The sequence below is a fragment of the Thalassospira sp. NFXS8 genome, assembly GCF_040148805.1.
In the GTDB taxonomy this organism is placed as follows: Bacteria; Pseudomonadota; Alphaproteobacteria; order Rhodospirillales; family Thalassospiraceae; genus Thalassospira.
This window is the reverse complement of record NZ_JAGEMF010000002.1, coordinates 1,173,215-1,186,443: the sequence shown is the minus strand read 5'-3', so window position 1 is coordinate 1,186,443 and position 13,229 is coordinate 1,173,215. Positions and strand designations below refer to the sequence as shown.

Genomic DNA, 13,229 nt, shown 5'->3' with positions numbered 1-13,229 from the left:
CCGTTACCAGATTGTCTTGTTGCAAACGACATATGGCACGCAGGATTGCGGTTCACTTTCCTTGTGGTTTATTTTTGTTTTCCCTCTGAAACGGCTCCGCCCCTTCCCCGGCGGGGCCGTTTCGTTTTTCCTCCGCCTCGGCCTTCCCCACACTTGCCCGACCCGCCCGGCGCATCAATCACGGTGTTGGTGTATCGCCCCGGCCTGACTTGTCGTACGCGGTTGAAACTGCAATAGTTCGGTCTTTGGATACCATCCTGTAACCCTATTTTTGTCACCAAAGGCCGCACCATGACCAAAACAATATTAATTACCGGCGGATCGCGGGGCATCGGCCGGGCGACCGCCCTGCTTTGTGCCCAACGCGGCTGGAACACCGTTATCAGCTATGTCGGCAACAAAAAGGCCGCCGAGCAAACACGCGCGGACTGTGAAAATGCCGGTGGCAAATGCGTTATCAAACGCTGTGATGTCGCCCGTGAGGAAGATGTAATCACGCTGTTTGCTGTCGCACGCGATAGTTTTGGCAGTTTGGACGGTGTGGTAAACAATGCCGGTATTGTCGCCCCGGCCCAGCCATTGGCTGACATGGATGTGGCGCGGATGCGGGGTATTTTTGATACCAACATACTGGGTGCCTATATGGTTGCACGCGAAGCAGCGCGCTATATGGCACGATCACGAGATGGCAATGGCGGTACGATTGTCAACATATCGTCGATGGCGGCAAAGCTGGGCGGCCCGAATGAATATGTTGATTATGCAGGGTCAAAAGGGGCGATGGATTCCATGACCATTGGCCTGTCAAAGGAACTGGGACCCGAAGGCATCCGCGTCAATGCTGTCCGCCCGGGCATTATCGAAACCGACATCCACGCCAGCGGCGGCCGCCCCAACCGTGCGGCAGAACTGGGGCCAAACTGCCCGCTGGGCCGCACAGGCAAGGCCGAAGAAGTGGCCGAAAGCATTTTATGGCTGCTTGATGATGCATCATCCTTTGTAACCGGTGCCATTATCGATGTTTCAGGCGGGCGCTAACCGCGCCGCCCGTCCCCTAAATGACGCCGCAATCAATCCAGATGACGAAACCAACGGGCATAACCGTGCCAATAATTGCAGCAAAAGGCCCGTGTGCCTTTGCCTGATATACCGGCATTACGCACAAATATGTTCAGTTTTGCCCGACCCTTTCCATGCCGCCGCAAGCGTTACCTTATGGATCGCTGAAACAAAAACGGGGCACCTGTATAGGCACCCCGTTTTTCAATTTTCTGCGTGAGAAACCTTAACCCACCACAAGCGTCGTCCAGTTTTCAACTTTGAAACGGTTCAGCAAGGTCAGGCCGACTTCGCGATAGGCTGAAAGCACAAACTGTTCCTGATGGGCCAGCAGGCCAGACAAAATAACCACACCGTCTTCCGACAGGGTGTTGACCAGTTCATAGGCCATTTTGCGCAGCGGGCGGGCCAGGATGTTGGCGCAAACAATGTCGTAATATCCGGCATCGCGAATACGCGCGTCGGAAAAACCGTTGGAATGCAGGGCCGTAACCAAGGCCCCGATTTTGTTGATTTTGGCGTTTTCACGCGCCACCCGCACCGACGGGGCATCAATATCGGCCATCATGACCGGGCAATGCCAGGTTTTGGCACAGGCCATGCCCAAAATGCCCGATCCACAGCCCATATCCAGCGCATTGCGGCGCGGACCATATTTTGCCAGCCAGTCAATCGCGGCCAGGCACCCCTTGGTGGTTTGATGTTCACCCGAGCCAAACGCCAGCCCGGCATCAACCTGAAGGGCGGTTTTTGCCAGCGGCAAATCGCCTTCCCAATGTGATCCATGCACATAAAACCGGCCCACCGAAATCGGTTTGAAACTGCGCAGATTGTCGCTGACCCAATCCTTGGGTTCGTAAATGCCAAATTCAACGTCCGGCGTTTCCGCACCCAATGCACTTGCCATTAAGGAAACAGCGGTTTCCACAGCAACTTTGTCAATCGCTTCACCGGCAAACCCTTCAACCCGCCAATCGGTATCGGGGTCGTTGGTTAGTTCGGAATGCGACAAGGCATCGCAATAATCCGACAGGGCCTCGGCAAAGGCATCGACATGCGCACCTTTGGCAATGAAAGAAAAATTATAGCAGCGCACAGTTTCGGTCATTTTGCTTCTCGCTTGTCACAGTTGTGCGGCGGCACAACCGGTTTAAAAGTCGCGCCTCTGCGCGCCAGATTGAAATCTTGCCCCCGGCTTTAACCCGGCAAAATAAAGCTGTCGACCACCTTTTTGGTGCCGACCTCGTCGAAATGAATTTCCAGCTTGTTGCCATCAACAGACCGCACGGTGCCGGGGCCAAATTTACGATGGCGCACCTGATCGCCGACCTTGTATTTCGACGACCCACCGCGCGATGTAAAAACGGCTTCGCCGTCAGGTTTCACATCAATCACGTTTTTACGCACCCGGTCCTGCCAGCCCGAACTGGCAAATTTACGGTCGGAAAAATCGCGTTTTTGCGACTTGTAACCACCATTATTATCGCCATCATTGGCCCAGCTGGGCGGCTTCATCCAGTCATCTGCCCCCCAGGCGCCGGGCGAAACATTGCCCTTGCCCTGCGACAGGCCGGTGTCACTGCTACGGTCAATATGGTCGGCTGGCAATTCGTCAACAAAACGCGATGGCAAGGCACTTTGCCACTGGTTATAAATGCGCCGGTTGGCGGCATAACACACCGTGGCGCGCTTACGCGCCCGGGTAATGCCGACATAGGCCAAACGACGCTCTTCTTCCAGCCCCTTAACCCCGCTTTCATCCATGGCGCGCTGATGGGGGAAAACGCCTTCTTCCCAGCCGGGCAAAAAGACATAATCAAATTCCAGCCCTTTGGCCGCGTGCAAGGTCATGATGGTGACCTTTTCGCGGTCATCGGACTGGTCATTTTCCATCACCAGCGACACATGTTCTAAAAATGTAGTCAGGTTTTCAAATTCGCCAATCGCGGAAACCAGTTCTTTCAGGTTTTCCAGGCGGCCCGGTGCATCAATTTCTTTCGATGCCCGCCACATATCTGTATAGCCGCTTTCATCAAGAACAATTTCCAAAACCTCGACATGGCTTTTTTCACCCAAAAGAGCCCGCCAGCGGTCAAAATCGGCCATAAAGCTGGCCAGATCCTTGCGCAGTTTCGGCTTTAATTCTTCGGTCCCGATCAATTCGCGGGTCGCCATGGGCAGCGATACAGATTGATCGCGCGAATATTGATGCAGGGTTTGCAAGGCCACCTTGCCGACCCCGCGTTTGGGCACATTAACAATGCGTTCAAAGGCCAAACTATCATCGGGCTGGGCAATCAGGCGGATATAGGCCAGGGCATCGCGAATTTCCTGGCGTTCATAGAATCGCGCCCCTCCCACAACCCGATAGGGCACGCCAAGCGTTATCAACCGTTCTTCGAATTCACGGGTTTGAAAACCGGCACGCACCAGAATGGCTATTTGCGAGGCCCCGATGCCGCGTGTTTGCAGGGTTTCGATGTCTTCGCCAATCAAGCGCGCTTCGGATTCACCATCCCATACGCCCTTGACCTGCACTTTTTCGCCGGTATCAATTTCGGTCCAAAGTTCCTTGCCCAAACGGCCGGAATTATGGGCAATCAATTGTGAAGCGGCCGCGAGAATATGCGGAGTAGAACGGTAATTTTGTTCCAGCCGCACCACATGGGCACCGGGAAAATCGGTTTCAAAACGCAGAATGTTGCCAACCTCGGCCCCGCGCCAGCTATAGATCGCCTGGTCATCATCGCCAACACAGCAAATATTACGATGCACCATCGCCATGGCGCGCAGCCACAAATATTGGGCTACGTTGGTATCCTGATATTCATCAACCAGAATATAGCGAAATGTTTGCTGATACTGGCGTAACACCTCGGGGTGTTTTTGAAAAATCGTCAGGCAATGCAGCAATAAATCGCCAAAATCGGCGGCGTTCAGGACCGTCAATCGTTGCTGATAAATCCGGTAGAGCTGCTGGGCGCGGCCATTGGCAAAATCCATGCCTTCGGTGGCGCGATCCGGCGTCAGCCCTTTGTCCTTCCAGCGCTGAATAATCCCCATCAACTGCTTGGCGGGCCATTTTTTAACGTCGATCTGCTCGGCATCCATGATCTGCTTTAGCAAGCGCACCTGATCGTCGGTATCAAGGATGGTGAAGTTTGATTTCAGCCCGACCAGTTCGGCATGGCGACGCAACAACCGGGCGGCCAACGAGTGGAACGTGCCCAGCCACCAGCCTTCGACCGGGCGGCCCAGGGTGGCGGCAACCCGTTCCTGCATTTCCCGCGCGGCACGGTTGGTAAAGGTCACGGTCAGAATTTGCTGGGGGTGCAAATATTCCGGCGCGCCGCTTTTGGTTTCCAGCAAATGGGCCAGGCGGGTGGTCAGCACCCGGGTTTTGCCCGTTCCGGCCCCGGCCAGCACCAATAACGGCCCATCCAGCGTCGCAACCGCGTCACGCTGTTCGGTATTCAGGGTGGTCAGGTATCCCGGCTCGGGGCCATCTTCCAGGCGCATATCCGGGGCAGAGCTGTATTCGTCGATTTCAAAGGGATCATCAGTCATGGCGACCTATATAACATGCCTGCGCGTATGAACCAGTGGGCGATTGTATTTTTGACAAACAAATCATGAACACAGAACAGGTTTAAGCGCCTGGACGACACAGGTAAAGCCCTGCCTTGGCACAACACGCCCGGGCGGCAAAATTGGCCTGCCACAGCAAAAACAAAGTGCCGGATTCCGCACAGTATTTGGCGGATTGGTTTTGCAGGCACTGCACCATGCCGCCTGTCGGCCCCTGTCGACCATTGGCCCCAAAATTGCTTGAATAATCAATGCCTAACCCAATTGTTACCGGCACCCGGCAAAACATGCCGCCTTTTGGCATGCGGATGTGGAAAACGGTTGGATATGGCAGTGTTTCCCTTGTCAAACGGGAGATTTAAATGACGAGTGGCATAAGTGGTCTTGGACTCGGCGGGCAGATATTCTCCAGCCGCAGTGCAGACAAAACGGCTGCCCTTGGTGCTATCGAAGATATCGCAGGTTTTAGCGCAGGAAGCGCGTCAACCGAGGACACAAAAACAGGCAACAGTACGTCTTTGGACAATCTGTTGAAATATACCCCGCAACTTTCCGACAGCCTTCAGGGCTTTATGGTTGGTTTGCAGGAAACGACCCAAAGTTCGCAATCAAATGGTGCGGTGAAAGCCAGCCAGATGTTTGCCGACCTCGACAGCAATGGTGACGGTGCGCTGAGCAAGGAAGAATTTCTGGCTGGCAAACCCGATGATGTGAGTGACGATCAGGCCGAAAATCTGTGGAATCAGATTTCCGGGGGCAGCAGCGACGCTGTAAGCCAGGATGATTTTGTCACGGCCATGCAGTCGGCTGCCGCAGCGCAGCCCGCCGGTAGTGGCGGTGGATCGAGCGATGATAGCGAACAAAACTATGACGCCCGTGACACCAACAAGGATGGTGTTGTCAGCCTTCAGGAACTGATGGCGGCAAGTTCGGGGGCTGATTCCGTTTCGGATGACGACCTTGCCAACCTGATCAACGCTGACAGTGATGGTTCTGCTGTCAGTAATACCTCAAACACGACCGGCAACCTGTTTGCCAGTACGTTTGGGACCACAGGATCGAATGTGAATTTTGACAATCGCGTTCTGGCACAAATGATGACCGGCAACTCTGCCAGCTATCAGGCCGGTGCGGGTGTTGCCTAGGCAAACGTCATAATACCTGTTGATTTTCATCACAAAGGGCGCGTTTTTCGCGCCCTTTGTGCTTTATAAACCATATTCATACACCACGCCCCTCAATCGGCGGGAGGCTTCGCAAATGCCCTTGCCTTTTGCGGCACGGGCCGCGCCGCGCCGTTGCACCTGTCACTTATCGGTCCGTTTCTCGCAGCGACGATCGGTCTTAAAACAGCTTGGGGGGCGCATCCCCACGGTCTTCGCTATGCAATTCCAAAAGACCGCGATTATAGGCCATCATGGCATCCTTTTCATGAACAAAGCCAATCATCAGCCGGTCATCATCACTGGCGACCACCGGCAAATGTTCATCGCCGGTTTGCTCCATTAACCGGATGGCATGTTCGATGCTGTCTTCGCGGCACACCACAGGCGGCTCGACCCGGGCCAGTTGAATTGCTGTTACGTCATCGCCAATATCGGGGTCAAAGGCCGCATGGCGCAAATCGGCCAAAGTAATGGTGCCGACCAGTTTCCCCTCGACATCCAGCACAAACAATTCACCATAGGGCGCATTGATCAGTTTTTCGCGCAATCGGCTAAGGGGTTCATCAGGCAGGACGGTGGCAAACTGCTTTGACATCACATCAACCACCTTAAGACTGCGCAGCAAATTAACCTCGCGGCCCCAACGATGGCTTAACCCGCGCTGGCGCAATTGCCAGCCAAAAAACGACCCGCCCTGGGCATGATCTGCAATCATGGAGGCAATCACCGATGCCACCATGACGGCAATGGTCAGTTCATAATCGCCGGTCAGTTCGAAAATGATCAGGGTTGTTGAAATCGGCGCACCCAGCATGGCCGCGGCCACCGCCCCCATCCCCACCAGGGTATAGGCCCCGTGCCCCGATGAAAGATGCGGTAACAGGGCCGTGGCGGTAAGGCCGAACGCCCCGCCCAGCATGGCCCCTAAAAACAAAGCCGGGCTAAACACCCCGCCACCAAAGCCCAGACCAAGGCACAGCACAACCAGCACCGCCTTGACCACCAAAAGCTGGCTTAACAGCGACCAGGAATAGACTTCATAAAGGGCGTCGTTAATCGCACCATAACCAACACCGACAATTTGCGGATACCCCACCGCCATTATCCCCACAGCCAGCCCCGCCAGTGCCGGTCGCGCCCACAATGGAAGCCTGGTTGAACCGATAAACTTTTGCGTAAGCCCGACAGAGCGCACAACCAAAATGCTGAGAATACCGGCACACACACCAAGCAACGCAAAGGCAGGAAATTCCAGAAAGGATGCTATTTCGTGGGCCGGGATCAGAAATGAAACATCATGACCAAAATACAGCCGGGTTAAAATGGTGCCACTCACCGATGCCAGCACAATTGGCGCAAAAGCCGTCAGCGCATAATGGCCCAATGCCACTTCGTGCGCAAAAAGGGCACCGGCCAGCGGCGCATTAAACGATGCGGCCACCGCCGATGCCACCCCGCAGCCCAGCAAGGTACGTGCGGCACTGCGGCGTAAATGCAAAACCCGGGTTAGCCACGATCCTATCGTTGCCCCCATATGCACAACCGGCCCTTCCCGGCCCAATGATGCGCCACAGCCCAGCGACACAACATTAACCAGTGCCGCCTTAAGGCCACCGGTGACCGACATGCGGCCATCATGAAAGGCTGCGGCATCGATCACGTCGGCCACGCCCAGCACCCGGCGTTCGGGCATAAACCGATAAACAAACAGCCCGATCACCAGTCCGCCCAGTGTTGGCACCACAATCAAATGCCAGGCAGGAAGGTTTTGCAAAAAATAATGCACCGCCTCGTCGGACGAACCAAAACCCAGTTTCTGGATAAAAAGCAGGGCTTCGCGAAATACAATTGCCACGGCCCCCACCAGGGTACCCACCACCAGCGCAAGCAGCGATAAAATCAGCTGTTCACCTTTTAACGCCCGGCGCAAACCCGTAAAAATGCGCCGATTGCGCAACCTGATATTTGCCAATATCCTGTGTCCCTGCCCCGCTTTCGATGTGGCTTTTCATTTTCGCCCATCACAACCCCGGCGATTATATCGCACCCCGCCATTATTATGGTCAAACCTTCAATCATCTTTTCAACCACCGCTCAATGCAGGTGGCGGGCTTTTTCGGCCTTTCTGCCCTCTGCTGACATGTCATGGCGCAAATTAAAAAAACGATCATTGATCTTTGGCGCTGCGATGCCCCATTCTTACAACCAAATCAGATGCATATAATATGCACCCTATAATTCGTTTCAGGACATTTAATTAATGACCAGCAGTCAACCGGCGGACACGTCTTTGTCCCGGCCCATACCGCCTTTTGCCGAATTTGTCGCCCTTATGGCCCTGACCATGGGCATGGTGGCCCTTTCGATTGATAACCTGTTACCGGCCTTTGGCCCGATTGCCCGTGATTATAGCCTGACCGATCCCAATGAAATCCAGTTGCTGGTTTTCATTTTCATGGTCGGCTTTGCCCTGATGCAAATTGTTTATGGACCGCTGGCCGATGTCTATGGCCGCAAACGCACCCTGATGATGGGCCTGGTCATTTATACCATCGGCACCGTCATGGCATTTTTTGCCGACAGCTTTGAACATTTGCTGATTGCCCGTTTTGTTCAGGGGCTGGGGGCGGCGGCCCCGCGCGTTCTGACCCTGACCATCATTCGCGACTGTTTTAATGGCCGCGATATGGCACGTGTGATGTCGCTGGTGATGATGGTGTTTATTATTGTGCCGGTCTTTGCCCCGGCCAGTGGCGGGTTGATCCTGTCGTTTGGCAGCTGGCATCTTATTTTCGGCTTCATGCTGCTTCTCGCCGTCGTGGTCGCCCTTTGGTACAAGCTGCGCATGCCCGAAACCCTGCACCCGGAATACCGGCATAAACTATCGATCCGGCGCATTTTTCGCGATTTTGGCGTTACCGCCACCACCCGTCAGACGGTGGGCTATGCCAGTGCGATGGGCCTGTGTTTTGGCTGTCTGATGTCCTATATCGGGTCGGCAGAACAAATATTCGATTCATCGATCTACGGGCTGGGCACCATGTTTCCGGTGGTTTTTGGCCTGATTGCGGCCGCCATGAGTGTCGCATCCCTGGTCAATGCCCGGCTGGTACGCAAAATCGGCATGCATAAATTATCGCATTTTGGTCTGTGCGTTTTCATTGCCATCAGCGCGGTTAACCTGGTTGTCGCGTTGTCCTATGATGGTGTGCCACCGCTTTGGCTGTTTGGTGTCGGCCTGACGATTGCGCATTTTGCCTTTATGCTGACCATGCCGAATTTTAACTCGCTGGCGATGGAACCGGTTGGTGCCATTGCGGGTACGGCATCGTCACTGATCGGGTTTTATACCACCCTGATCGGGGTTATTTGCGGCACGATAGTCGGGCAAAACTTTAACGGTACCGTTATTCCGCTGGTGGGCGGTTATCTGACACTGGGCGTTGTTTGCCTGATCATTGTGCTGACAACCGAACGGGGCAAACTGTTTCATGCGACCCACGGGTCGTAAATACCCCAACAGTTGGCAATATCCACCCCGAACATATGAAATCCCCCGCCAGAAATATCTGACGGGGGATTAATTTTGCGCACCAAACCAGAAACCGGTATTGCCAAAAAAGCAGGATCACCCCCGCAGCGGGCGCGGATCATAGTTCAGGTTCGGGGCCAGCCAGCGTTCGGCAACGGCCAGGTCCATGCCTTTACGATTGGCATAATCTTCGACCTGATCGCGTTCAATTTTACCAAGGCCAAAATATTTGGCCTCGGGGTTGGCGAAATAAAAACCGCTGACCGAAGCTGTTGGCGTCATGGCAAAGCTTTCGGTTAGTGAAACACCGGTGTTTTCTTCGGCATTCAGCAACTTCCAAAGCGTACCTTTTTCGGTGTGGTCCGGGCAGGCCGGATAACCCGGTGCCGGGCGTATGCCCTGATATTTTTCACCAATCAAATCGTCATTGGTAAGGTCTTCATCACGGGCATAAGCCCAAATCTCGCGACGGACCTTTTCATGCATGGTTTCGGCAAAGGCTTCGGCAAACCGGTCCCCCAATGCCTTGACCAGAATGGCGTTATAATCGTCATTCTCGGCTTCCAGACGCTTGGCAATGGTTTCCACTTCCGGCCCGGCGGTAACGGCAAAGGCACCGATATAGTCGGTTTTACCGCTTTCTTTGGGCGCGATATAATCGGCAAGGGCGCGGTTGGGGCGCTTGTTGTTTTCGCGAAACATTTGCTGACGCAAGGTATGAATAACCACCGGTTCGTTGCCATCAGGTGCCGGGGTAATTTCAATATCGTCCCCAACACTGTTGGCTGGCCAAATGCCAACCACGGCGCGCGGCGTAAACCATTTTTCTTCGACAATGCGTTTTAACATCGCCTGGGCATCGGCAAACAGGTTACGTGCCGTTTCCCCGACAACTTCGTCATCAAGAATGGCCGGGAAACGACCATGCAATTCCCAGGTTTCAAAAAACGGTTTCCAGTCAAACCGGGCCAGCAAATCTGCCAGATCAAAGTCGTCAAACACCGTCAAGCCCGGTTTCGCCGGGGCAACTGGTGTATAATTTTCCCAGTCAAGCTGCGCCTTGTTCGCACGGGCATCGGTCAGGGCAAAGCGTTTTTTCTGTAATTGCTGGGCGGCATGGCGTTCGGCCATTGCCACATATTCATCGTGCAATTCCTTGACAAACACATCGCGGCGGGTTTCAGACACCAGATTACTGGCAACCCCGACAGCACGGGACGCATCAATAACGTAAACCACCGCCTTGTTATAATTTGGCGCGATTTTAACCGCTGTATGCACCTTTGATGTGGTCGCCCCGCCAATCAGCAACGGAATATTCAACCCTTCGCGCTGCATCTCGGCCGCAACATAGGTCATTTCTTCCAGCGACGGCGTAATCAGGCCGGAAAGGCCGATCATATCGACTTTTTCCGCCTTTGCCGTTTCAATGATTTTTTGCGTTGGCACCATCACGCCAAGGTCCAGCACCTCGAAATTGTTACATTGCAGAACAACGCCGACAATGTTTTTACCAATATCGTGGACATCCCCCTTAACGGTAGCAAGCAGGATTTTGCCGTTGGTTTCGCGCTTGCCCTGCTTTTCTTCCTCGATAAACGGGATCAGATAGGCAACGGCCTTTTTCATCACGCGGGCCGATTTCACTACCTGGGGCAAAAACATTTTACCGGCGCCAAACAGGTCGCCCACAATGTTCATACCATCCATCAATGGCCCTTCAATTACATGAAGGGGTTTGTCGGCCTGCAGCCGGGCTTCTTCGGTATCTTCTTCAACAAATTCGGTAATGCCGTTAATCAGGGCATGGGCCAGGCGTTCGTTAACCGGCTTTTTGCGCCATTCCTGGTCAACTTTCTTTTCCGGGCCACCGGTCCCTTTGTATTTATCGGCAATTTCCAGCAACCGGTCGGTCGCATCGGACCGGCGGTTCAAAATCACATCTTCGACACGTTCGCGCAGTTCCGCCGGGATTTCTTCGTAAACCACCAGCTGGCCGGCATTCACAATCCCCATATCCATGCCGGCTTTGACGGCGTGGTATAAAAACACCGAATGCATGGCTTCGCGGACCGGGTTATTCCCCCGGAACGAAAAGGACACGTTGGAAACACCGCCGGAAATTTTGGCGTAAGGCAGGCGCTCCTTGATCAGCTTGCAGGCTTCGATAAAATCGACCGCGTAATTGTCGTGTTCCTCGATCCCGGTGGCGACGGCAAAAATATTGGGATCGAAAATAATGTCTTCCGGCGGGAAACCCACCTGGTCAACCAGCACGCGATAGCTGCGTTCGCAAATTTCGATTTTGCGCTTTACCGTATCGGCCTGGCCTTGTTCATCAAACGCCATCACTACCACAGCGGCCCCGTAACGGCGCAACAGGTTGGCCTGGCGAATAAACGGTTCGTCGCCTTCCTTAAGGCTGATCGAATTGACGATACCCTTGCCTTGCAGGCATTTCAAACCGGCTTCAATCACGTTCCATTTGGAACTGTCCACCATGATCGGCACACGGGCAATGTCGGGTTCGGCTGCGACCAGATTGATGAAATTAACCATCGCCGTTTCGGCATCCAGCATCGCATCATCCATGTTGATGTCGATGATCTGGGCACCGTTTTCGACCTGCTCGCGGGCAACATCAAGGGCTGCTTCGTAGTTTTCCTCAACGATCAGCTTTTTGAATTTTATCGAACCTGCGACGTTGGTACGCTCGCCGATATTGATGAATCTGGATATTTGGGTCATCGTTTTTTCGATCTCTCTCGGCTTACTTAGGCGGCATCAAACGGTTCAAGCCCGGACAAACGCATTTTCGGCGTCAATTTAGGGGCCTTACGCGGCGCACAGCCCTTAACGGCATCCGTAATCGCCCGGATATGAGGCGGCGTTGTCCCACAGCAGCCCCCCAACAGGTTGATCAGGCCGCTTTCGGCCCATTCGCGCACCAGGGCCGCCATTTCGCTGTCGGTCTGGTCATATTCGCCAAATTCGTTGGGCAGACCCGCATTGGGATAAACCGAAACACGGCATTCGGCAACACGTGAAAGTTCAACCACATACGGGCGAAGCTGGGCTGCACCCAATGCGCAATTAAGACCAATGGAAAACGGTTTGGCATGGCGGACCGAATTATAAAAGGCTTCGGTGGTTTGGCCCGAAAGGGTTCGGCCCGACGCATCGGTGATGGTGCCCGAAATCATGATCGGCACATCTTCACCACGTTCTTCCAGAACTTCGGATATGGCAAACAGGGCCGCCTTGGCATTTAACGTATCAAAAATGGTTTCCACCAGCAGCGTATCCGCCCCGCCGTCCAGCAAGCCATTGGCAGCTTCCTTATAGGCCGTGCAAAGCTGGTCAAAGGTCACACCGCGATAACCGGGGTTGTTAACGTCGGGCGAAATCGATGCGGTACGGTTGGTCGGCCCGATAGCACCATTGACAAAACGCACATCACCGGGGTGGGCGGCTTCCCATTCATCACAGGCCTGACGCGCCAGTTTGGCACTTTCGTAATTGATTTCATATGCCAGGCTTTCCATGCCGTAATCGGCCTGGGCAATGGTGGTGGCACTAAAGGTATTGGTGCCATTCAAATCGGCCCCGGCCGCTATATATTGCAGATGGATATCCTTGATGATGTCCGGGCGGGTCAGCGACAAAAGGTCGTTATTGCCTTTAATGTCCTGTTTCCAGTTGGCAAACCGTTCGCCGCGATAGTCTTCTTCTTCGAGTTTGTGTTTCTGGATCATGGTGCCCATTGCGCCATCCAGAATCAGGATCTGTTTTTCGGCGCGCTGTTTAAGCAGGGCAATACGTTGCTTGCGATCAGTCATGATATTTATCCTGTTCCTAAAGGCCTGGTTTCTCGCGGCGCGACA

At 54.1% G+C, this 13,229-nt stretch carries 8 protein-coding genes; 3 read left to right on the top strand and 5 right to left on the bottom strand.

Translation table 11 applies throughout. The annotated features are described in order from the left end of the window. The first annotated feature begins 291 nt into the window (after positions 1-291). On the top strand, positions 292-1,038 hold the full coding sequence (locus tag J4E05_RS14515) for an SDR family oxidoreductase (protein WP_349596822.1): 747 nt from the start codon (positions 292-294) through the stop codon (positions 1,036-1,038). Positions 1,039-1,285: 247 nt separating this feature from the next. Here the strand turns inward: J4E05_RS14515 and J4E05_RS14510 are convergent, their stop codons facing one another. Together J4E05_RS14510 and J4E05_RS14505 are read right to left on the bottom strand one after the other, a co-directional pair. Continuing rightward, complete coding sequence (locus tag J4E05_RS14510) at positions 1,286-2,167, bottom strand: 50S ribosomal protein L11 methyltransferase (RefSeq protein WP_085587929.1); 882 nt, start codon at positions 2,165-2,167, stop codon at positions 1,286-1,288. Between the two features lie 89 nt (positions 2,168-2,256). Then, positions 2,257-4,626 carry an ATP-dependent helicase gene (locus tag J4E05_RS14505; protein WP_349596819.1) on the bottom strand — a complete coding sequence of 790 codons (2,370 nt, stop codon included), beginning with the start codon at positions 4,624-4,626 and terminating at the stop codon, positions 2,257-2,259. Positions 4,627-5,009: 383 nt separating this feature from the next. On the opposite strand from J4E05_RS14505, the gene J4E05_RS14500 reads away from it, so the two are divergent. Then, positions 5,010-5,792 (top strand): EF-hand domain-containing protein, encoded by a 783-nt coding sequence (locus tag J4E05_RS14500; protein ID WP_349596816.1) that lies wholly within the window; start codon positions 5,010-5,012, stop codon positions 5,790-5,792. Positions 5,793-5,991: 199 nt separating this feature from the next. Here J4E05_RS14500 and J4E05_RS14495 read toward each other — a convergent pair whose 3' ends face one another. Continuing rightward, positions 5,992-7,785: a chloride channel protein gene (locus tag J4E05_RS14495; RefSeq protein WP_349596813.1), complete on the bottom strand. Its 1,794-nt coding sequence runs from the start codon at positions 7,783-7,785 to the stop codon at positions 5,992-5,994. A 288-nt stretch (positions 7,786-8,073) separates the two neighbouring features. Between J4E05_RS14495 and J4E05_RS14490 the strand changes: the two genes are divergently transcribed. Next, positions 8,074-9,324: a multidrug effflux MFS transporter gene (locus tag J4E05_RS14490; RefSeq protein WP_349596810.1), complete on the top strand. Its 1,251-nt coding sequence runs from the start codon at positions 8,074-8,076 to the stop codon at positions 9,322-9,324. A gap of 117 nt (positions 9,325-9,441) precedes the next feature. Here the strand turns inward: J4E05_RS14490 and metH are convergent, their stop codons facing one another. Next, positions 9,442-12,093, bottom strand: coding sequence for a methionine synthase (gene metH, locus J4E05_RS14485; RefSeq protein ID WP_349596807.1), 2,652 nt, complete (start codon positions 12,091-12,093; stop codon positions 9,442-9,444). Between the two features lie 26 nt (positions 12,094-12,119). Next, positions 12,120-13,184 (bottom strand): homocysteine S-methyltransferase family protein, encoded by a 1,065-nt coding sequence (locus J4E05_RS14480; protein ID WP_085587941.1) that lies wholly within the window; start codon positions 13,182-13,184, stop codon positions 12,120-12,122. Between the last annotated feature and the right edge of the window lie 45 nt (positions 13,185-13,229).